Source organism: Laspinema sp. D2d, assembly GCF_025370755.1.
Classification (GTDB): Bacteria; Cyanobacteriota; Cyanobacteriia; order Cyanobacteriales; family Laspinemataceae; genus Laspinema.
In genome coordinates this window covers 112,056-135,856 of sequence record NZ_JAMXFC010000011.1, presented here as the reverse complement: position 1 = coordinate 135,856, position 23,801 = coordinate 112,056, and the positions used below count along the sequence as shown (strand labels likewise).

The window sequence follows — 23,801 nt, the reverse complement described above, 5'->3', positions numbered from 1 at the left end:
ATGCAATCAGTAAGCATCAGCGATTTTGAGGCAGGCGGTTCAGAATTGGTCTGTTATACAATGGCTGAACTCTGCAACCAAATGCCGGTTGAAAATACTTCAAAACCTAATCAGGGTGATGGAGTCAACGCCTCAGATGCCAATTCTTCTTGGGAAACCCAATCCACAAGTATTATTGAAATTGACAGTCCGCCCTCGCGCATTTTGATGTTGAATATGACGCGGTAGCACGGTTCCATTTCCCCCTCGGTCCTATTCTTAGTCCCGAACTGTATCCGTTGGGTTTTTGTACATGGTGGGCTGGCCTCCTAGATACGAGTATGGACTTAAGTCGCCCTTGAGCATACTTTAACAGTTAAATCAAGCAACTGCAATATTTCTTCATAAACTTTTGGACGGCTTCCGTAATAAATTTTTAAATGACTGTCCTCTAAGGGTTATAACGTTTGAGTTCTGACCATAGGTGTGATACAAATCACCCCAGTACAATCTCCCCTGATAGGAATACTACCTTAACCCCCGAGCCCTCTCTTTCTACCTCAATCGGTAGAGGAGAAGGGGACTCACCCAAAAAGAATCTCAGAAAAATTCTCGGTTGTGGGGAATTTCAGGGGACGAGAACAGAACGGGAAAAGTTGCCCAACCCCGGCCTGATTTAGAACGGCAAAACAGAAATTGCCCTTACCCTTTAAACTTGCCCCAGAATCTGCCACTGTAGCGCCCTAGCAGGAAATGAGCGAGATACCGGCGATCCCCGGCCTTTATTCTCACTCCGGAGCAGCGATCCCCACAAAAAACTGTATCGGTATCTGTAGCCATAATATATCACACTTCAGCTCACTTGGCGATCGCAGCACCCCGCTATTTTTTCCCCAAGGAAAAAGATCTTTCCCTCTAGCATTGCCAAAGCATCCCACTGTATGCTGAGTAAACTTCACATCACTAAACTCTGCTTGAGCCAAAATCATGAACGACGAAAACCGGCACGTTTATTGGCGGGCCAACAAAGCATTAATCCGAAACCTGCTGATCGCCTGGGGAATCGTCTCCATTGGGTGCAGCATCTTATTGGTACAACCCCTCAACCTGATTCGGATTGGAAGGTTACCCTTCGGCTTTTGGATGGCTCAACAAGGATCCATTTATATCTTTGTGGTTCTAATTTTTATCTATGCCATTCAAATGGATAAACTCGATCGCAAATACAACGACAGCAATAATGACAGCAATCGGAGAGACTAACTGATGTCAGTAGAAGCATGGACAACAATACTAGTCATTCTCTCCTTTATTCTGTACACCTATATCGGCTGGCGATCGCGGGTGCGAGATAGTAAAGGATTCTTCGTTGCCGGACAGGGTATTCCGGCGATCGCCAATGGGGCCGCCACTGCTGCCGACTGGATGTCTGCCGCCTCCTTTATCTCAATGGCAGGACTGATCTCCGTCCTCGGGTATGACGGATCCATTTATTTGATGGGATGGACCGGAGGCTATGTCCTCCTCGCCCTCCTCCTGGCCCCCTATTTGCGGAAATTTGGAAAATACACGGTCCCGGATTTTGTCGGCGATCGCTACTACTCCAACATCGCCCGCTTAGTTGCCGTCGTCGCTGCTATCTTTATTTCCCTGACTTATGTCGCGGGACAAATGCGGGGCGTCGGTATCGTCTTCAGCCGGTTCCTGCAAGTCGATATCAACCAAGGCGTAATCATCGGCATGATTATCGTCGGCTTTTTTGCCGTCTTGGGAGGAATGAAAGGGATTACCTGGACCCAAGTTGCTCAATACACCGTATTAATTGTCGCCTACTTGATCCCGGCGATCGCCCTGTCTTTTCAACTCACCGGCAATCCCTTCCCCCAACTTGCCTTTACCTTCAGCGATATCGTTCCCCAACTCAATCAAATTCAGCTAGACCTCGGGTTTGCCGAATATACCCAACCCTTTACCAACAAATCCATGCTGGATGTGCTGTTCATCACCATCGCCCTGATGGTGGGAACCGCCGGATTGCCCCATGTTATCGTGAGATTTTATACCGTCACCAATATTCGCGCCGCCCGTTACTCCGCCGGTTGGGCACTCCTATTTATCGCCATTCTCTATACCACCGCCCCCGCCTTATCCACCTTTGCCCGCTATAACTTGATTAACAACTTAAACGGGCAAACCATTGAACAGGTCCGCCAACTCGATTGGGCAACGAAATGGGAAAACACCGGACTCTTAAGCTTTGAGGATAAAAATGCCGATGGGCTCTTGGAATTAACCCCGGACCCGGACACCAATGAAATTAACATTGACCGGGATATCATCGTCTTGTCTACTCCCGAAGTGGCGAATCTAGCTCCCTGGGTGGTGGGCCTTGTGGCGGCTGGGGGATTAGCTGCTGCCTTGTCTACCGCATCGGGTTTATTGTTGGTGATTTCGAGTTCCGTTGCCCATGATATTTATTACCGCCTGATCAATCCCGGGGCCTCGGAAGCCAAGCGAGTCATGGTGGGTCGGATCATGGTGGGATTTGCCATTGCCATTGCCGGATACTTTGGAATCAACCCTCCAGGATTTGTGGCCCAGGTGGTGGCGTTTGCCTTTGGGTTAGCTGCTGCCAGCTTTTTCCCCGTGATTATTTTAGGCATCTTTGATGGCCGAACCAATCGAGAAGGCGCGATCGCTGGGATGGTAGCGGGGTTGGCATTCACCGCCTACTATATTATCGCCGTCAATTTCTACGGGATGGAACCCTGGTTATTTGGCATTTCCGCTGAAGGCATCGGAACCATTGGCATGATGATTAATTTTGCAGTCACCTTAATTGTCTCTCGCCTCACACCACCCCCGCCCCTAGAAATTCAAGTCATGTTGGAGAATCTCCGCACGCCGGGGAATGAACCCCTCGCCCTAGAGGAGATGGATGAGGAGCATTTAGATTAGGGACTCCCCCCTAAAATTTTGGGTGTTTGATTCATCGGACAGCCCGTTTCTCGAAATCGGGTTTCTTGACACTCATCTCGGTTAAGATCCAAGATTGAAGTCAGAAACCCGATTTTTTGGTATAGATTTTATAGTTAAGAGTGGATTTAAGCGAGAAAGTTATTAGATACAGATCTACTTGGGGTGATTGTAGGTTCATAGTTTTAAAGGGTCGGTACAGTATTAGGTTAAAGGGACAAGAAACCGGGTTTTGGGCTCAAATTTGTGGCTTTCTGGGCCGAAATGTTGTGAAAAAACCCGGCTTCTAACCTGAACTGTACCCTCGGACTAGGGTGCTTTGTTTCCGAGGCGATCGCGAATTAAGGCAGTCGCCTAAGGTCTACTGAGACAATCTATGTAAAATCTTGGCAAGAACGATAATAGCAACCAATGGACTGGACGACACCCCTCAAATTTCAACAGGCGGATTTTATTAAACGGCTCAATCACCCGAGTGCCGCACTGCTGCATTGCCAGTCTCCGGGTTTGCATGGTGAACAGGTGACGATCGCCGGTGAACGCTTCAGGGCCGTTCACGCCGCCTGTGAACAGCGACTGTCTTCGGCTCAATCCCAACCCCCCATCTCAGAACAGTTTTGCGATCGCCTGCGCCATCAGCTTGGAGTCGAAGCTGTCGCCACCTATTTAGATCACAGGGCCACTCGAATTGACCCCGCCCAACCGCCACAATCCCACGGGGCTACTGATTTTACCCTCAAAGCGAATCCGGCGATCGCCCTTTCAGTTCAGGTCCTTGGGGGTTCTACTTCTCCCTTAGTCTGGGAACTCGAACTCTCCCAAATTAAGCACCAATCGGCCATCATTTTTGTCCTGATTCCCGAACTGATTCACCCCTCCCGGTCAGACTATCACCCGATTTTAGCGGGATTTTTACCCACCCATTTAATCGCCATGAGCGAGGGTCGCGCCCGCCTCTGCCTCGATGACCTCTTTTATATGGGTGGACTGAATCTCTATCTGGAATCCCTGAGCTCTATCCCCGTTTCTACCGAATGGTTACGGATCCTCACGGGGTCATCAAACTACGTCTATCCCGTTGCTATCAGTGCCGACGGGGGTCTCGTCGCCAGCAGCAGTTACGATGGCACCATTAAACTCTGGAAACTGCGCGATCGCGAAATTACTCAAGCCCTCTGCGGACATTCCTGGTCCTTTTATCCCATCGCTGGGGGTCAGGGAGGACAATCCCTCGCCAGTGGCAGTACGGAAAAAAAATTGAACCTTTGGCAACGGGGTCGCGGAGATTTTATTCGCACCCTAGGCGGACATACCAGCGGAGTCAGTGCCATTGCCATTAGTGAAGATAGCAAAATTTTGGTCAGTGGCGGCTACGATGGCACCATCGAGATTTGGGATCTTGTCCAAGGGCAACGGTTGCGGACCCTGAATGGTCATTCTGGAACCGTGCGCCCAATGTCCCTCAGTCCAGATGGGACGATCCTCGCTACTGGGGGTATTGATAAAAAGCTCAATCTCTGGAATCTACAAACTGGGGCATTAATTCGCTCGTTTAATATTGATACCGATGTAGCGATTTCTCTCGCGATTAGTCCTAACGGTCAATTATTGGTCAGTGGTTCTCAGGATGGGACGATTAAAATTTGGAATTTGGAGACTGGCTGTTTGATTCGGGCGATCGCCGCTCATTCTGGAATCGTGCGCGGTGTTACCTTGAGTCACGATGGCAAAACCCTCGCCAGTGGCAGTCTGGAAAAGACCATTAAACTTTGGAGTGTGGACACCGGCGATCTCTTGCGAACCCTCACGGGTCATCCCGACCCCACCATTACTTTCGCGATCGACTCCGAGGGACCCACCCTGGATACCAGCTTATTGCGTCACTACCAGCCCGGTTGGGAAGAACCCAGACAATGGCAGTAAATTAACCGAAAAATCAGCCGAGTCCCACTCCATGCGGGAAATACAGGATAGGGAAGACAAACCGGGTTTCTTGAGAAACTCTGTAGCAATTCGCACTCAAAAAGCGTCAGAAACCCGGTTTCTTGTCCTAGAAATCCTGGGTTTCAGAAGTCGAGGACCCATTTAAAATGGGTGTCAAATAAGCCACTAGGGCACCCAGGAGAAACCCGAGGATATTCCGGAGTAAGGGTAAAAAATCACTGGTTCGTGAAATCACAGGTCCCAAACCGAAGGCAATAAATAAAATTCCCCACAGGGGTGAAAACATTAAGGCCCATTGCCAGGAAAATGCTTGTCGATCTTTTCTGGGATGTGCAGCAAATCCAAAGATGATGCCACCCACGGTTGAGGTAATCAGGGTCAGGATCCATTGCTCCCTTGGCAATCCGGGGACCACCAGACATCCCCCTTGGCGCAAACAATTTTCTACAGTATTTAAGGAGTTGAGAATCGCCTGGTCCTCTCCATTGTCCCGCACGAAAAATTGATTGCCGTACCGGGTTTGTAATTCAATCCAAAAGGTTCTGGGGAGTAAGGGGTAGAGCTCATCCCCCACATTGAATCCCAAGAGGTTGCCTCCCCGAGGGTCCGCAATTAGCAGGACGCTCTTATCGTTGAGGTCCCAATAGTCCTTGACCGCCCGACCCGGGGTGCGATCGTATTGGGTTAAGACCCTAAGCTTCCAGCCGGTTTCGGCTTCAAAATTCTCTAACTCTTGGATTAAGTTATCTTCCTGGATACTCGTCAGAGAGTTGGCGAGGTCAATAATTGGGGTTTGGATATCCGGCAGTAACTCTGGGTTGTCATAAGCTTGAGCCGAAATTGGGGCGATCGCCCAAACTGATACCGCTAGGAAAAAGGCAGCGACGGATATTAGAAGTTTTTTGGGAAATGTTGATTGCATTGCAGTCTCTATAGGAGTTTTCAGGATTCATCCAACCAGGGTGGCATCACAGAAGGCCCCACCCCCGAGCCATTCATAATCTTAATATTTGTTTACAGTTTTTACCTTCCCTTAATATTAAGCATCTCCACCCAATGCCGTCAATCAAAATTCCGGCAGATTTAGTCCCGGTTTAATTTTAAAATCTAACAGATTGACAATTTGCAACTTATGGAGTAAAAATTGTTCCACATTATCTCCGGATTAATAGACCTCTTGGGAAATTCTACAAAGCCGATTGGCCTTGTTAAGAAGCGGAAAGGTGGGCTGTCCGTTATTTGGCAACAGGTCTATTCAATCGGTGAACCCAAATCCCTACCAAAAGACTTGAGGATTCCTATATCAGGCTTGAGATTCTAAATAACTTAATAACCAATTTGCCATCGTAGCGCGACGGGTTAAGCGGGGAACCAACTCCCCCACCTTGTAACCGGAGAACCCTAACTTTTCCTTTAGCAGTTGCTTGTTTTCTTTAGGAATAGAACGAGTCAATTTCACCGTAGCGGGTCGGCTGGCGATAAAATCCGGTGGTTCGGGATACTCGTCCCGCCAGAAAGCATCCACCGCATCATGATTCCAAGTTGGGGGTATTTCCTGATAACGATACCCTAAACAATGCCAAACCAAGCGGTTAACCGTCAGGTCATCAATTTTGTCATTGAGGATGTCCCAAATTGTCTCAGGATTGAGGGGGGGTAATTCAGACATAAGCCTTGATGAAACGTTAAAAAATGACCGGATGAGTTCAAAAAAACCATATCATAACCCGCCCCCATCCGTGAAAGTAAAAATCAGTGGAATCAAAGGTTCACCCCTACCTGATCTTTAGCGAGACCGGGTTAACCGTTGTAAATCAGGAACGCGAGACTTAGGAAATCGTTGTTCCTTAATGGCTTCTTCGCAAAGCGCCCGATCGCCCTCGCTAATATTTTTGGAATACTTGAAATAATCATGAAGCCAAGTGCAAGCACGCCGAGTTAAATCATCTAAATCCAAATTCCACAAAATCACTGTATTATCATCGCCCGCCGAAGCAATAATTTCACCATCGGGACTAAACTCCACATCTAAAACCCCAGAAGTATGACCTTGGAGGGTTTTTAATAACGTGCCATCTTTGAGACTCCAAAGTTTAACCGTGCCATCCCAACTGGCCGAAACCAACAGGCGACCATCGGGAGAAAAGCGAACACTTTCCACACTATCGCTATAGCCTTGCAACAGGGTTTTTTCGAGGGTGCCATCGAGATGCCAAATTTTCACCGTATTATCCCAACTGGCGGAAGCAACCCGTTGACCATCGGGAGAGAAGGTCACACTGGTGACGTAAGACTGATGAGGATAGCGACCGGAGAGAGTTTGGAGGAGTTCACCTTCCTTGTTCCAAAGTTTGACCATTTTATCATCGGAACCGGAGACAATTAGACGACCATCGGGGGAAAAAGCTACACTATTGACCCGTTCAGTATGACCTTCCAAAACCTTCAATAAAGTGCCATCGATCCGCCAAATTTTGACGGTTTTATCGCGAGAACCCGAAGCAATCAGTTGACCATCCGGGGAGAAGCTGACGGAATAGGCGCGATCGCTGTGACTACTTTCCACTGGACAATCGGAATGTTTAGACGAGTCCCCGGTCAAATTGGGATCGACTAAAGTTTTGAGCAGGGTACCATTCGTGGCATTCCAAATTTTGACCGTACAATCTTGAGAGACCGAGGCGATCGCCCGACCATCATGAGAGAAACTGACCCCAAACACGCGAGCGTCATGTCCATCAGAACCTTGTAACGTCGTCACTGCGTCCTTCGTGCGACCCGGGTCCAGACTCCAAATTTTCACCGTTTTATCCCAACTGGCCGAAGCCAATTGTTTTCCCGTAGGAGATAAACTAATACTCGACACTCTCCCCTTATGACCGACCTCCCCAGCTAACACTTTTAAGAACGTATCTTTTAGAGTCCAAAGGCGAATCGTTTTGTCCCAACTGGCCGAAGCCAAGGTCATACCATCAGGACTAAAATTCACACTGGTGACTCGGCCACTATGACCCTTAAGGGTTTTAATTGCCGTTCCATCTAACTTCCAAATTTTAATCGCGTTATCATCTCCAGCGGATGCAAACCAGCGACCATCGGGACTAAAACTCAGGCTAAACACAATATCATCATGAGCTTTCCAGGTTTGGGTCCTGTTCTCCTCCAGATTCGTCACGGAGATCGTATGGTCCACCCCAGCGGAAACCAGATGACGACCATCGGGACTAAAGGCCAATGCTGTCACCCAATCCGTATGAACCCTTAAAGTCTTTTGCAGTGCGCCATCCAGACTCCAGAGTTTAACGGTTTTGTCATCAGAAGCTGAGGCGAGAGTTTGACCATCGGGACTAAAGGTCACCCAATTCACTGAATCCGTATGACCTTGAAACCGACGAACTAAAGTCCCATCCGAAACCCGCCACAGCATGACCGTTTGATCATGACTTGCGGTAGCAACAAATTGGCTATCGGGGGAAAAACTAGCGCTATAAATGCTATCGGTATGGCCGGTGAGGGTTTTATAAAGACTCCCATCGCGCTTCCAGAGTTTAACCGTCCTGTCTTTGGAGGCGGAGGCAATTAAATTCCCATCGTTCGAGAAAGCCACGCTGGTGACCGCATCGGCATGACTGACCCCAGTCACATCCAGACTATAATCCACCAATTTTTTATGGAGACTGCCGTTGCGATTCCACAGCAACACCTGAGTGTCATTGCTTCCTGACGCCAACAACTGACCATCGGGAGAGAAGGCGACACTCCAGACTTCGGCACCATGTTCTTCCAGGCGGTTGCGTTCTCGCACTCCATAGACAGCTTGCTGTAAGGCGGTTGCCACCCGTAATTTCGTTTCCGAGTCCGGACTTTTAGCGCTGGAGAGTTTGCGCCATGCTCTTAAACTTTCGACCAAGGCATCAAATTCGCGATCGGAGACATAAAGGGCTTCACTGGAGGCACTAATCGCTGTAATTTGAGCATTTTCTACCCCGATGGAGGCTTGTTCTTTTTGAGCGACGGCGAACACACTAGCAAACGCGAGTAAACCAGCTAAGAAGCCTAAAAAGCCCCGCTGACGTTTGAGCTTTTTATTGCTTTTTTCCAATTGCACTTGGGTCATTTTTTTTGCTTCTTCAGCCTTGACTAAGCGAGCCTCTGGACCAAAATCGCTTTCATATTTTTGGCGGACGGGGTGAACGAGATAGTCATGGACGAGTTGATAGCGATCGCCAGATTCTTCTCGGTGAATAAAGACTAAACCCGCTCCTTCGAGAATTTTTAAAATTAAGTCTAATTGTGACGGGGTGACCTCTCCGGAAGCTGCTAGTTCGTCTTGGGTGCGCAGGGGTCGGGTATTGTTTTGATTGGTCAAACGGTACAGAACTTCCCAAGCCGGTTTTTCATTATCCGGTCCACAGTCGCGAATCACTTGGACGAGCGATCGCGCAATGAGGATTTCCTTCGGGCGATCGCCGAGGGTTTGGTACTGTTCTAGGGTGGTGATTTTTTCCTCATCATCTTGCAGTTGAGCGCCGACGAGTTGCAATTCAATCGGGCGTACCTGACCCGTTTCATTCGCTAAATCCCGAACTAATGCCTCAATTAGTTCTGTTTCTAAGTAAAATTGCGATCGTTCCGTTAAGCGCTGAATCACCTCTACGGCTTGGGCGGCAGAAAAATCACTGAGTTGATAACGAATTTCTTTACTGAGAATGTCGTTATTAATTGCATCGAGATAGCATAACCGTTCGCAGTCTAATAAATAATGTAAGAAATCCGTTCTGAGAGACAGGATTACTTTAACAAAGGGAATATCTAGGCAGATTTGTAAAAACCGATAGAATTCTTGCCGACTTTCCTGAGTTTTATGAACAAAGAAAAACTCTTCAAATTGGTCAAAAACAATCACCGTTAAAAGATTGCGATTGACGTTAGAGCGCAGCATGGATAAGGCTGCTTCTCCCGGGGAAGGGTCAGGGGAGTTCTGTTCCGTCACGGGTTCACTAAGCTCTAGGGTCCCCTCCAGTTCGGTCCACTCCGGATTCGGGTCTAGGGAAATTCCCAGGGTTTGGCTGATGGTTTCATTCAGGCGTTTGGAGAGGGTGGCAATCCAATCGGTATAGGACCGCAGGACCACAGGCAAAGCAAGGCGATCGCCGATCGCCCGTCCCGCTAATGCCGGAACAAACCCGGCATTCACCAAGGAGGATTTGCCAACCCCCGAATCGCCATACAAAATCGTGAGTTTTTTGTCCGCGCGAGTCATGCGTTCCAGCAAACATTCAATATGTTGCTGACGACCCGCCGCCGCAATCTCTTGGGGCAGTCCTAAAAATTCTGAATACTTGGGGGCCAGTCCACTTAAAGCCGTCTGGTTTAAGGGTTGGGGATGGGCCTTCGTTTGAGGTTGCAGCAATCCGGCCCCCACGAACGCCCGGAACCCATAGAGGGTTTCGATGGAGCGTTGTTCTTGTTTGAGGCGAAACGCTTCTACATACTCCCGATGCTCAAAATAGAGCGATCGCAGCAGCTTTAAAATTGAAATATAAAGTTGGGGGTCCCGTTCCGGTTTACTAACCTGTTGGGCTAAATTGAGAATCTCGATCGCCGATTGGGATTGTTGATACCAGGAGGGGGCGGAATCCTTGAACTTGCTGGGGGCCTGGGTTGCTTCCAGAGGACTCAACTCAGGAACCGTAGCCCGGGCTAATAAGTACAAATATAAGCCCTGTTCTTGGCGCTCGGGGACAGGGGCCAAAGCTAAAGCGGCGATCGCCTTTTGGGCGTACTCCTTCGACTGTTCCCACTCTTCCCGCGCCAGGGCGACTTCTGCCATAAATCCATAATCCCGCGCCAATTGCACCGGGTGTTTTTCATGGAGATCCAGGGTTTTTTCCACTTGAACTTGCAAGCGATCCCAACGTTGCAACCGGGCTAGAACCTCGCCTAAAAGGGGACTCAGTTGCGCGACACAATCTAATCGCCCCCCGGACTCAAACAGGGTCAAGGCGCGATCGAGATAGGATTCCGCTTCCATCAAATGTTGCTGACTTTGAGCTTGGTAGAGTTCCGCTTTACGGCAATACAACAATCCCAAGTGAAACCACAACAGACCCAGGCGTTCCAGGTCCGGGGAAGAAACCGTCAGGGGCGTGATTTCTGGGGCCTGCGGTTCCGAGTCCGAGAGGGGGGAACCCGGACCGATATGCTGCCATAATGTCAAACTTTCGTGATAATGCGCTTCCGCCAGATCCAGGCGATCGCGGCAAAACTCATCGCGACCCAGGACAAACTGGACGCTGGCGGAGAGTTCCGGATCCAAGGTCACCCCGCGATTCTGCAAATCCTTAACCGCTGACTCCAGTTCCTTGCGCCGGTTTGACTTCAGGGGACTGGGGATGCACCATTCATATCCGCTGGCATTTGCCCCCTGTTCTAATAGGTGCGGAATCAGACTCCCCGCCTCTTGGTGTAGGAGGTCCAGCAAGCTAGGAGTTTCCATCTCAAATTTAATCGAAGTAGCGGCCCAACTTTTAAAATCCGGAGCAAACCGAATCAAAGAAGCGAGTACCTCTTCCGTCACCCACCAAATCAGGGGAAAAGGAAAACTGTTGCGAAACTCATCCCGCACCTGATTGGCCGAAACCAGCAACTGTTCTAAACCCTTGGTGCAATCCAACCCAAAAATCATCACGGCGAGGGGTTGTTGCTGATCCAAGGAGTCCACCAAGGTGCTGTAAAGCGTGGTGACTGTTTTAGGGAGAACCATAGAATGTACCGAACGTCCTTCCTGGGAAATTTCTTGACAGAGGGATTCAAGACGTTGGACCATACCCCGCTGCAATGTCACGTAATTGCATCGGACTAAAATTAAGGAAAAATTTCCTTCAGACAGAGCAATAGCTCTGACCAACTTCTGTAAGGAGCGATCGTTATAGAGGGAACATTCAATGGGTGGATCCAGGTCAGTCATAACTTTCGTCGTTCTGCTCTATTCAAAAGCCAAATCAATACCATAGTGACCACCCCAAACTATCATTTACCTATTTTTCTATCCCCTAGTTCATGGGTTTGGGTTGGAGTCATCATCTCTTCGTTGCCTACTTTTTACCCTGAAGGAGTAGCGCTCTATCCCCGATCCCCTGAGTTGAACCAGGACAACTTCGCCTCAAAGATCCGGTTCTTATTGTACAGATGAAAGACCCTCTCTTTTTAAGAATTTAGGATTATTCCAGATTCCCTCCTTAGCTGGATTCCACTACAGGCGATCGCAGAGGAACAGACCCAGAATTTTCTCGGGTTGGATAATAATCTCACCATTTGGTTTGGGAGGAATCCCAGGGCGAGATAACTTAATCCTAATTTTGGTTTTTAATGCTCATTTCGTTCCGATGGCTCTGTTCTTTCTATGATATAGTCCCTCCAAATCATTTCGATCAAGAGGGGAGGGAGTAACCCCTTGGGGGGATAGACCCTACAGCCATGAGTGAATCGGAGTAGATTTGCTCTATCAGTTTTAGGGCAGATTAAAAATCCTAACCGCTGCTCTCATCTGTACTACCCTTTAACTCTATTGCCATGAGAGGAAGGGTTACTGGAATTGACGTGTTCCGGGGGATGAGTCATGGTTTTAACAGGACTCAGGTCTTAATCATAAATAGTTTTTAGCGGCTGAAACTCTAAGCAAAAAATATCTGAAACCGATCAAAAACTGATTCCCTCTAAGGGGGATACCAGTCCAGATGATAAAATAGAGCGCTAAACAAAGGGGAATAAAATGGGCTGGTGTTCATCCAGCTTTTTTATTTCAGTCTACAGAGGATAGAAAGGAGAAAAGTAAATCTTTTCTCTTGACAAATAGCGTTTTATCTGTATTCAACCGGGGATCAATGACTGGTTTAGCGCTTAGGAGTTTGTTGCGACGATCGCTGGCTAAAAATTGGGTAGAATTCGCCCGCTTTTATCCAACAGAACCGATCGCTTAACTCGGGGTGGGGGAGTAGCGGGGCGATCGCCTGCATTGGCAGGAATTTTTTACAATCGCCCGATGAGAGTTTCCTTAAGTCACCACAGTGTTCAGGTCAGGATAAAAAAGATCGGGACAAAGGGAGACGACGCAGATTTAGGCTGGATATTCTGACATCCATTCCTTAAATTTAGGGGCTTCTGCCAAAGCTGGATTAATCCAATACCACCGTCCATCGCGATCGCGATACTCAAACAGAAACATACTTCTCAACAACAATTGATAATCCTCATCCCCTTGAACGTGCTTCTGTTCCAATGCCTGAAATAACAACTCCCACTCCTCATCCGTAATCGCTGCAATCAAATCATCCCGATATTCTTTAATCACATTTTCCAGACATTGCCGGGAAAACGGAGGGTCTTGTAACTGCAAACAGCTATAAAGCAATCCCAATAAATTCCGAACATGACCCCCACTCACGCTGCACAAGCGATTTAAGGTTTCTGAACTATCAAAAACCGAGGCAATCATTTCTTCTCGTTCCGATGCGGGAATATGAGGAAATGCCCGCGCAAGAACCATCGTTCTAAGTAACTTCATGCCTTCAGCATAGACACTTCCATCCCGTTCCCGTACCGGAACCATCGGCAAAACCTTCGGTTTCACCCCAAATCGAGAACTCAAGCGGCCCAAGTCATTGGAAAAAATTAAAGATAAGGGAATGGTATAAACCACATGACAATTCAGCTTCCGCAATTGCTCTCCGCGATCGACAAATAAATATTCCGGTTGCGTACGTCCCGATGGTTTTCTAACACTATCTACCCGGTCTAAATTATCCACGATCGCCACTAATCCTTTTTTACCTCGCTGATTGAGAATCTCCGTCGCGGGCTGTAGCAATTCAGTATTAATTGCTTCCAAAATATTATTAGTTCGCGGTTCTAAATATTGCCGCAACTGTTGCCGTAATCGGGGGCTATGTCGAGCTTTTGCCGTGATTGAACCAATTCCCCCCGGCAAGGAAAAGCCCAGTTCTCCCTCACTGCTGGCACTAAAGGTTCCAATCCCAGGAACGGAGGCTTCCCCGCTCAATTCTATGGGAGTTTGCAACAGATCCGCCGCGCCCTTCAGTAAATCTCGAAACCCCCGTTTCGGTTCAACGCAGAGGTTAATTTTCTCCAAACTTTCTGAAACTTGTCGGGCAATACTTAATAGAATTTCCGTGATATCTACGTCAGCCATATCTAAATCATGAGAAGATTCAAAATAGACGACGTGGTATCCTTCCGCTTCTAAGTCTTTTTTGAGTCGGAATAATTCAGTGGATTTTCCACATCCAATATGACCCGTAAAAAGTTGACAAGTGGGTTCATCTCCGGAGAGTAAACTAATCGTTCTCCCCAGTTCTCGGATAATATTACCGCCGCGAACCGAGGAAAAATCAATATAGTATTCTCGATCTTCCTCGTTCGCCATATCCAAGACTTTACTGGGATTACAAGCTTTATAAAATCTCGGCAAATCTAGTTTCATGTTAATTAACTCTCCCCACCTGTTGATCCCTTCTTCAAATATTTCTGGAGTATAGGTTCTCGTTCCGTAACAATTTTCATGACTTAAGGTTACTTATGATGATTAACCTAGAATTGCCCGAGTGATCTTTACTTACCATCCACCGACTCCAGATCGAAAGGATGGGTGATTCCCGATTAATAATAGAGTGATCAATACCCCTGCCTGTAGAATCTTTGCAGAATTGTAGCCCTTTTGTTAAGGAGCGACCTTAGATAAAAGGCGATCGCCCCATTGTCGATAGAAGTTAGGAGTCTATAGCAATCCTAAATGATTTGTGACATCTGTCTTCTCCCCTCTCCCGTTCTGGGAGAGGGGTTGGGGGTGAGGGTCTTCCACAACGGATTTAGGACTGCTATATCACCCCTAGCAAGGGTCCCAACTTGAGGAACCCGCCAGTCGCATCCTAGAAAATTGCCTCTATAACAGAGGACTTACAGAGTCGAATCGGAGGTAACCCGATCGCTGGGGCCAGTCTATGAATTGTCCCTATTCTGGAATAAAAGTGAGGGGTCAGTCCCGCCACTCCGACTCCCTCAGAACCAGCGGGGGTGTCGGTTTGCCAGTGGGAATCCGAATTGAATCCCAGCACAGCAAGGGGAGTGGGGTAGGATACCGATACAACCGGCCATAACTTCGATTAAAAACCCGAATCCGGAGGTTAAAATAAGTGAACAAAAACAGGGTCAAGCAGCCCTCTCCATACCAAAACCTGCTAATTGTAGAGTCCTGGGGGGAATCTGAAGTCTGGATTTCATCACAAAAGTATTCCCCTGTAGGGTAAGGGGGTAGGAATTGTGAGGGGTTTTGGTGCAAAACGGTTAAGGTTATTCCTTGACAAACGGGAAAGTTTGGGTGTATCTAGTTGTGTCCCAGTTAGCTTAAACGGTTAGGATGGATACCATCGGAACGGTCTCTCAGTCCGAGTTAGTGCGGCGGCGTCGTCAACTGAGGCGATCGCGGCGTCAGAAAGTTTTCCAAGCCGGTTGGCAACTCTTAGCCGTCAGTTCCCTGGCGGGATTTTTATTATGGACAACCACCTCACCAGCTTTAGTGATTGAGACCCCAGAACAAGTCGAAATCGATGGGAATGAATTTTTGTCCGATCGGGCGATTCGTTCCCTGTTGCCGCTTTCGTATCCCAAATCTATGCTGCAAGTTCGACCACAAGAACTCGCCCGCGAGTTGGAATCCCAAGGGCCGATCGCCAAAGCCACCGTCTCCCGGCAGCTTTTTCCCCTAGGACTCAAGGTAACGGTTGATGAACGCTATCCCGTCGCGATCGCTAGTGAGGGAAATGCGATCGGCCCAGGGATGCCCCGAGAAACTCCCCCCGGACCCAGCCCCAATCCAAATCCAGCAGTAGAGTCCCCCGGGGTGCCATCAGTGGGTTTGCTCGATGAACGGGGAATGTGGATGCCCTTAGAAAACTATACCGCCCTCGATCCCACCGCTCAACTACCCCAACTCCGGGTAGTCGGACCCTTAGAGCAGTACCGTTCCGAGTGGAAATCAGTTTATCAATCCCTTCGTCGCAGCCCCATCAAAATTTATGAAATCAGTTGGCAGGACCCGGCGAATTTGACTTTAAAAACTGAATTGGGAGTGGTTCATTGTGGCCCTTACGGCCCCCGCTTTGGGGAACAGGTAACCCGTTTGGGCCAAATGGGAGATTTACCCAACCAAATTGATTTAGCCCAAATTGCTTATATTGACCTCACCAATCCCGATCGCCCCTCCCTTCAACGCCTCGCTGTAACGACCCCGCAAACTGCCCCGGAAACCGTCCCCACCCCTGAAATTCCTTGAAAAAACCTCAATTCCAACCCCTGAACTCCCCGGTTCAAATTTAGGTTAACTTGGGGTCAGTATGATTACCCTTGACAGATTGGCAAAACTAATCAGTGTTAAAGTTGGTAATCTTGGGCAACATAGCCTATAGTTGACTTTGATCTGCCCTCATTTCAGAAGTTGTATCTCTACCGTTCCCAATACCAATGACACTTAATAGTAAACTAGGGGTTGGAAATGAAAGCCCTCATTCTGAAGAACCGACAGGTTTTCCCGTGGCAGTGGACAACTCCAATCCTTTTAACAACACAGGGTTAATATTGGGTCAAAATCGCGATAACCGGCTCCCCGGGGAAGAATCCAGGAGTAACGATATTGTGCCGAGTAGCATAGCCAAAATTAAAGTCATTGGCGTAGGCGGCGGTGGATGCAATGCGGTCAACCGCATGATTGCAAGTGAAGTCTCGGGGGTAGAATTTTGGGCGGTGAATACCGATGCCCAAGCTCTAGTCCAATCCACCGCAACTAAACGCCTACAAGTCGGACAAAAATTGACCAGAGGTCTCGGCGCAGGTGGCAACCCTGCCATTGGTCAAAAAGCCGCTGAGGAGTCTCGCGATGAGATTGCTCATGCCTTAGAACATTCTGACCTCGTTTTCATTACCGCAGGCATGGGGGGTGGGACCGGCACCGGAGCCGCCCCCATTGTTGCCGAAGCCGCCAAGGAAGTTGGGGCGTTAACTGTGGGGGTCGTCACCCGTCCGTTTATGTTCGAGGGCCGTCGGCGCACGAACCAAGCGGAAGAAGGGATCGCCGCCCTCCAAAGTCGGGTTGATACCCTAATTGTGATCCCGAACGACAAGTTGCTCTCGGTTATTTCCGAACAAACTCCGGTTCAGGAAGCCTTTCGAGTGGCTGACGATATCCTCCGCCAAGGGGTTCAGGGGATTTCAGATATTATTACGATTCCAGGTCTGGTCAATGTGGACTTCGCCGACGTGCGAGCGGTGATGGCCGATGCCGGGTCAGCCTTAATGGGAATTGGTGTCGGTTCCGGTAAATCCCGGGCTAGAGAAGCGGCCCTGAGTGCCATTTCTTCTCCTTTACTCGAATCCTCGATTGAAGGGGCCAAGGGCGTTGTCTTGAATATTACCGGCGGCACTGATTTGACCTTGCACGAGGTGAATGCTGCGGCGGAAACGGTGTACGAAGTGGTTGATCCCAATGCCAATATTATTTTTGGTGCCGTGATTGACGAACGCCTCCAAGGGGAAATTCGGATTACCGTGATTGCAACGGGCTTTTCCTCAGAACCCCCTCAACCGGGAACTCAGGTTTCCAGGGTCACACCGCAACCGCAACGGTTCATCCCAAAACCCCCGGTAGCGTCAGCGCCACCGCCACCGCCACCGCCTTTAGACCCTTCCCGAGGTAAACCCCCGGGATTGGATATTCCCGATTTCCTGCAAAAGCGTCGCCCTCCGCGATAAAGAGACAGGAGAAATCAGTTGGGATTAATCACTGCTGACCCTGCTTCCTGGGTGAGCAGTTGATTCTTTTTGGCTATGTTAATGGTAAGGCGCTATACAGATTTCTGATATGCAAGCAATTTCCCAGATGCCGGTTGTACCTGTCGCCTTGACGATCGCCGGTTCGGACAGTGGTGGTGGGGCTGGGATTCAAGCGGATTTGAAAACATTTGCGTTTCACAGGGTGCATGGCACGAGCGCCCTCACCTGCATTACGGCTCAAAGTACCCGGGGGGTGACTCGGGTGGATGGGTTGCCGGTGGAGGCGATCGCTGCTCAGATTGATGCTGTAGTCCAGGATATGAGGGTGCAAGGGGTCAAAACGGGGATGCTGCTCAATCGGGAGATTATTGCAGCGGTGGTGGAACGGGTGAAATCCCTGGAATTCAAGAATTTAGTCGTGGATCCGGTGATGGTCTCTCGGACGGGCGCGCAACTGATTGATGATGAAGCGGTGACCTTATTGCGGGATGTCTTAGTGCCTTTGGGGGCGATCGTTACCCCCAATCGCTATGAGGCCCAAATTCTTAGCGGGTTACAAATTAATACCTTAGATGATATGCGCGCTGCTGCACAGAGAATTCATAAATGTGGAGTTTCTGGCGTCTTGGTCAAAGGAGGCGGCATGACGGGAGAATTGCGCGGGGTAGATGTCTGGTTTGATGGGGACTGCCTGGAAACCTTGAGAACAGTAACGGTAGAAACGCGCAATACTCATGGGACTGGCTGCACTTTGTCGGCGGCGATCGCTGCCAATTTAGCATTAGGTCAAGATTCTTTGACAGCGGTCAAGAATGCCAAGAACTATGTAACCGAAGCCCTACAATTTTCCTTAGAGATTGGTCAAGGTCCCGGTCCAGTCGGTCACTTTTTCCCCTTATTTAAAGGAGGGGGATTAAGTGAGGGGAAGATAAGTTAGGCGGGGACCGGAATTTAAAAATTTCCCAAACCTGAGATTCTCTGCTTCTGAAATAACCCAATATCATTAAATTTTGGCATCAATTTTAATTTTTTGCGGAATTAAAATACTAATTTTAGTTCCCTGATTTAGTTCGGAATCTACTGAAATAGTTCCCCCGTGTTTTTGAATAATGGAATAACTAATCGAGAGTCCCAATCCCGTACCTTTTCCGATAGGTTTTGTTGTGAAAAATGGATTAAATAATTGATTTATCAAAGATTTATTAACGCCCTTACCATTATCGATAATAGAAATATTAATCAATTCATGGGGCGTCAAATCGGTTTTAATTTTTATAATTCCTGGTTCTGGAATTAACCCTGCTTCAATTTGAACGTGATAGCGTTCTTCCACCGCATCAATGGCATTAGAAATGACATTCATAAAAACTTGATTAATCTGCCCTGCATAACATTCAGCATGAGGTAAATTGCCATACTCTTTAATAATTTTAACGGGAGGATTCAACTCATCACTTGATTTCAGTCGATGAGCTAATAACATCAATGTATTGTTAATTCCTTCATGAAGATCTACATCTTTAACGGGAGATTCATCCATTCGAGCAAAGTTTCTTAAACTCAAGACAATCGTCCGAATTCGCTCCGTTCCGATTTTAATAGAACTGAGCATTTTAGGTAAATCTTCAACAATAAAATCTAATTCAATTTCTTCAGATAATTCGGCAATCTCTGGGTCAGGCGGAGAATATAAATTTTGATAAAGTTGGAGGATTTTAATTACATCTTGAGTATAAGTATCCAAATGAGTAATATTGCCATGAATAAAATTAACGGGATTATTAATTTCATGAGCTATCCCCGCCACCAGTTGACCAAGACTAGACATTTTTTCAGATTGGACAATTTGTTCTTGGGTCCGCTGTAACTCATCCAAAGTATTTTTAAGGTCCTGGGTCCGTTCTTCTACGCGGTGTTCTAAATCAATATTCGTTTGTTGTAATGCCAAAAAAGAATTTTGTAACTGTTCTGCCATTATATTAAACGATCGCGATAAAGCCTGAACTTCAAAAATTGGGCTGGTTTCAACAGTTTGCTCTAAATGACCTTCTGCCATCGCTTGACTCGCACGATTTAATTTTTGAAGTGGGTGGGCAATCCATCTACTGGTAAAAATACCCAGAGCTATAGCCACAAGAACTGCGCCCAGGCACAAAAAGACAGTCGTGCGATTATTGGCATTAATTTTCGCCATAAATTCTTGTTCAGGAATGCTAATAACTACCACCCAATCTAAACCATTTTCTTCAATCCAAGGGGTTAAATAGACAAAGTATTTTTCTTCTTGAATGATGAATTCTAACCGAGTGGTTTTTTTGAGGGAGTTAAATCCATCAGGATAAGAGGCTTGAATTTCTTTAGAAATAGTTTGAACAACCGGATTAGATACCTCTGTTGCTGCAATGCGTTTCGTCAGTCCAGCAACTTGCTTATAAGGTTTAGTGGAATCGGAAATAGCAATTAATAATCCATTGCGCTCAACTATAAAAATAGAGCCACTTTGACTCGGATTAGAGTGAGCCAAAAAGTCACTCAGTTTGAGTAAGTGAATATCGGCCCCTGTCATCCCTAGCAGGGTTTGATTTGAATCATAAATCGGTCGTCCTGCAGAAAGACTGATAAAAGGGCTAATCGGATTATCCCAAATATAAATTTGAGACCAAATTGGTTTACCGGCCTTTAATGGATCTAAATACCAGGATTGATTTAATAAATCATAATCCGATCGCTCAATTAATTGGGTCCGATTTCCAAGGGCATCCGTTGCATAAGTGCGGTTATTATTAGGAAGTTGAGAAGTCCAGTCATCAATAACTGTTGTTTTTCCATCATACCGAGCTGCACCGGCCCCTTCTCCGGTAATTAACCCATAACCGATATAAGTTAAGTCATAAGCTTGCATCTGTTTCCAAAAATACTGACTCACTTTTTCTTTTTGGGTTACATCTAATATCCCCATTTGAATGGCATCAGCATTCATTTGTATAATTTTAGGAGGAACGGACAGATAACTATCTAAGTTCTGATTAATAATGGTGGCTGTTTTATTCAATAATCGGTCAGCGAGTTCGTTCACAGCTTTCTGACCATTTTTCAAAGAAAGGTATCCCACCAAGCCGACTGCCGCAGCAATTTGCACTACAAACGGCACAATCAAAATCATCTGTAACGGAATAGATTTCTTTGAATTAAAAAATAAATGACTCATGGTTAAAAATTTTAACGAGGGGTGTTGGTTCAGATTTTTTCTCACCCCTCATCCCTTTCTCTATGAATCTCAATTATTTTTTCAACGAACTAGGGTAGGGGCGTCAGGCATAAACGTTAACTGGTAAGGAAAATAAGTTAGGGGTATGACGCTGGTCAAACCCAAGGAATTGCTAGAGCAAGGGGGGTCAAAGAAAATTGTAATTAGAGCTACACGATATTACCCTTTCTTTGACCTTCCTTGCACTATTAATTCAGGATTCAAGTGTCTAGGAGGCTCCCGAATTAGGGTTGAACTTGTAATTTAATCCGGAGGGTTCCTGAGAGAGATTGGGGGGGTTGCCAACCCTGTAAAGTTTGGCGAATTAAGTTGATTGTTGCTTGATCACTTAAGGTAGAAGCGCGATCGTCTAACATCACGCGCACGACTTGACCCTGACGAACCACAATTTCCCAAACCACTTCTCCAGTTACTTCTGGGGAAAGGGACACATATTGGAATAATTCTTCTAAATCTGCGATCGCCTCCGCATCTAAGTCATCCGCATCCATCACTTGAATGCGATCGCTATCAGGACTGACGGATTCCATTGGGGACGCCTCCTCTAAACGGAGAGGTTGGACTCCACCGGGACCGGGACTAGCACCCCCCGACAACCGCGCAGGTGACGCAGAGGGTGACGGTGGCGGATATGCGCCACTGGTACGCCCCTGAGTTCCCATTGCTGCATCTGCTTCGCTATCTACCCCAAAAATCCCTTCATAGCTGACTCCCTCGGGGAGTTCGACGGGGACTTGTACTCGGCGAGTGGTGCCATCAGGACTGACTCGGACTTCTTCGCTGACGGCGACAAAGGCAGTGTAGGCAGACAGCAACCGATAGGCGAGGGCGGTATTGGTAACAGCAGTTACCCCGGAAGTGGTTTCTCCGCCGTACATTTGGGTCATTAAGTCTTTAATTCGCTGCCGACCCCACAATTGCGCGATCGCCGGGTTGCCATCTTCCTCAAATGCCATCCGAAAGAGCTCTTCATAGCGATCGCCATTGGCAGTCATTCCTTTAACTCGTAACTGTCCCCGGGCGCGATCGCGTTTTCGTCCAAATAAGACTAAGGGTTGTTCTGCAAACAAATCCGGTGGTAATCCCGGATAAACTTCGGCGGGTTCTCCTCCGCCTTCCCAAGTCACTTCAATATTCGTTAAAACGGGATTATTAATCTGTCGAAAAAATCGTTCTGCCACCTCTTCTGTTGGTTCATCCTGCCGAATGACTTGGGAGGTTCCCCGTCCTACTTCGGCAAGGCGATCGAGGATAAATCGATTCACGGAACTCCCCACTCCAAAACTATATAAACGGTTGCCCGCTTGTAACTTTTGTTGGACTTCGGCAATGATTTCCATGTCATTGCCAATATAGCCATCGGTTAATAAGACAATACTCCGCAACCGGCCATTTTCTGCTGGAGGATAATTTAAAACGGTTTGAATTCCATTTAATAATTCGGTTCCCCCATTAGCCTGCAATTGGTTAATATAATCGATTGCTATCTTCCGATTCGCGGGACTATTCGCTAAGGGTCGAGGAGAGAGGGCAGTTGCGGTATTGGCAAAATCAATAATGGTAAAGGTGTCATTGGGATTTAGGCCATTGATAAAGCGGCGCATCAATTCTTGAGATTTCACCAGGGGATCACCGGATTGCGACCCGCTGGTATCCATTAAAAAAATGACATCTTTGGGGACAATTTCATTGCGGTTGTAATCTAAGGCGGGAATGAGGTAAATGGCAAAATGTCCCCCGCGATCGTCGGCGTGGGTGAGGACCGTTGCTTTGGTGCGATCGCCTGAAACCTGATAGCGCAGAATTAAATCTTTGTTGGGAATAGAATCGGATTTTTCTAATTCAATACGCACCATTTCTCCCGATTGAGAGGTGACTATTTTATGAGAGGGGGACTGGATATTAGAAATAGGAACTCCGGCATTAATCTCTAGCGCTACACTAATATCATGACCGGACCGCGTGCCAGGACGAAGGACGGGAGGGGTAATCCGCGAAGCATCAGGAACTTGATTGGTGTTGGGGGTTTCCGGGGTGGTTGGGGTTCCCGGAATATAGCGCGGACCGACGACCATTGGGAATACAAATTCATAATTTCCCCCTTCAAAGGGGAGACTGTCACTGTAACGGATGGTGACCTCAATTTGTTCACCGGGTTTGATATTAGCGAGGGATTGGGTGAAGATATTATCCCGTTCTTGTTCTAATAATCCTGCGGTTCGTCCTTGTTCTCTGGCTTCTTCATAAATTCGTTGGGCTTCTTCTCGTTCTTTGATATCTCCTTTAATAATGCGATCGCCAATTTTAATTTCCATATCATAAACCGCCGCTTCATCAGGAAGCGGGAAGACATAAATCGCTTCTAATGGCTCATTAAATGGGTTTTGAAACCGTTGGGTTACCGCAACTTGGGAGACATTCCCATCAATCCGGGCTTTCACATCGGTATGGGTCAGAGTAAAGGCTTGTTTTTCTCCTTCCGGGGATAAAACGTATAAGCCCCCCATATCTTGGGAATCCGAAGGAGTCTGGGTATTATTGCCCTGAGAGAGGGTTGAACTGGGGAGCGATCGCGAATTTTGGGCTACGGTTAAATGAGCTACGGTTCCCATTACCGTAGCCATCACTAAACAGGCTGGAAAAATATAGAATAATTTCATAGGAACCTCTTTTGAGAAGCGTTGAAAAATGTGATGGATTCTAGGATGGCATAGACTTGAGGAAATGAGCAGGGGGTTACACTTTTTGTAACCAACCTCCTAGGGGTCGGGGATAACAACTGAAATTATTA

At 47.5% G+C, this 23,801-nt stretch carries 13 protein-coding genes; 7 read left to right on the top strand and 6 right to left on the bottom strand.

Annotated elements, in window-relative coordinates; genetic code table 11:
- The 4 genes from NG796_RS10250 to NG796_RS10235 all read left to right on the top strand — a co-directional run bounded on the left by NG796_RS10250 (nucleotide 1) and on the right by NG796_RS10235 (nucleotide 4,878).
- Complete coding sequence (locus tag NG796_RS10250) at nucleotides 1–228, top strand: hypothetical protein (protein ID WP_261206447.1); 228 nt, start codon at nucleotides 1–3, stop codon at nucleotides 226–228.
- 738 nt (nucleotides 229–966) lie between these two features.
- Nucleotides 967–1,242, top strand: coding sequence for a DUF4212 domain-containing protein (locus NG796_RS10245; protein WP_261206445.1), 276 nt, complete (start codon nucleotides 967–969; stop codon nucleotides 1,240–1,242).
- 3 nt (nucleotides 1,243–1,245) lie between these two features.
- Nucleotides 1,246–2,937, top strand: coding sequence for a sodium:solute symporter family protein (locus NG796_RS10240; RefSeq protein WP_261206443.1), 1,692 nt, complete (start codon nucleotides 1,246–1,248; stop codon nucleotides 2,935–2,937).
- Between the two features lie 429 nt (nucleotides 2,938–3,366).
- On the top strand, nucleotides 3,367–4,878 hold the full coding sequence (locus NG796_RS10235; protein WP_261206441.1) for a WD40 repeat domain-containing protein: 1,512 nt from the start codon (nucleotides 3,367–3,369) through the stop codon (nucleotides 4,876–4,878).
- A gap of 127 nt (nucleotides 4,879–5,005) precedes the next feature.
- On the opposite strand, the gene NG796_RS10230 is transcribed toward NG796_RS10235, so the two are convergent.
- The 4 genes from NG796_RS10230 to NG796_RS10215 all read right to left on the bottom strand — a co-directional run bounded on the left by NG796_RS10230 (nucleotide 5,006) and on the right by NG796_RS10215 (nucleotide 14,401).
- Nucleotides 5,006–5,821, bottom strand: coding sequence for a TPM domain-containing protein (locus NG796_RS10230; protein WP_261206440.1), 816 nt, complete (start codon nucleotides 5,819–5,821; stop codon nucleotides 5,006–5,008).
- Between the two features lie 381 nt (nucleotides 5,822–6,202).
- A complete protein-coding gene (locus NG796_RS10225; RefSeq protein ID WP_261206439.1) occupies nucleotides 6,203–6,568 on the bottom strand; it encodes a DUF1823 family protein in 366 nt (121 codons plus the stop codon).
- Nucleotides 6,569–6,685: 117 nt separating this feature from the next.
- Nucleotides 6,686–11,869, bottom strand: a complete 5,184-nt coding sequence (locus tag NG796_RS10220; protein ID WP_261206437.1) for a WD40 repeat domain-containing protein — start codon at nucleotides 11,867–11,869, stop codon at nucleotides 6,686–6,688.
- Between the two features lie 1,149 nt (nucleotides 11,870–13,018).
- Nucleotides 13,019–14,401: an ATP-binding protein gene (locus NG796_RS10215; RefSeq protein WP_261206435.1), complete on the bottom strand. Its 1,383-nt coding sequence runs from the start codon at nucleotides 14,399–14,401 to the stop codon at nucleotides 13,019–13,021.
- Nucleotides 14,402–15,334: 933 nt separating this feature from the next.
- Between NG796_RS10215 and NG796_RS10210 the strand changes: the two genes are divergently transcribed.
- The 3 genes from NG796_RS10210 (at nucleotide 15,335) to thiD (ending at nucleotide 18,679) form a co-directional block, all read left to right on the top strand.
- Entirely contained in the window at nucleotides 15,335–16,249 is a 915-nt protein-coding gene (locus NG796_RS10210) for a cell division protein FtsQ/DivIB (protein WP_261206433.1), read from the top strand.
- Nucleotides 16,250–16,437: 188 nt separating this feature from the next.
- Entirely contained in the window at nucleotides 16,438–17,721 is a 1,284-nt protein-coding gene (gene ftsZ, locus NG796_RS10205; protein WP_261206431.1) for a cell division protein FtsZ, read from the top strand.
- A gap of 109 nt (nucleotides 17,722–17,830) precedes the next feature.
- Nucleotides 17,831–18,679 (top strand): bifunctional hydroxymethylpyrimidine kinase/phosphomethylpyrimidine kinase, encoded by an 849-nt coding sequence (gene thiD / locus NG796_RS10200; protein WP_261206429.1) that lies wholly within the window; start codon nucleotides 17,831–17,833, stop codon nucleotides 18,677–18,679.
- Nucleotides 18,680–18,745: 66 nt separating this feature from the next.
- Here thiD and NG796_RS10195 read toward each other — a convergent pair whose 3' ends face one another.
- Nucleotides 18,746–20,950: an ATP-binding protein gene (locus NG796_RS10195; RefSeq protein ID WP_261206427.1), complete on the bottom strand. Its 2,205-nt coding sequence runs from the start codon at nucleotides 20,948–20,950 to the stop codon at nucleotides 18,746–18,748.
- 284 nt (nucleotides 20,951–21,234) lie between these two features.
- Complete coding sequence (locus NG796_RS10190; RefSeq protein ID WP_261206425.1) at nucleotides 21,235–23,670, bottom strand: VIT domain-containing protein; 2,436 nt, start codon at nucleotides 23,668–23,670, stop codon at nucleotides 21,235–21,237.
- Nucleotides 23,671–23,801: the final 131 nt, after the last annotated feature.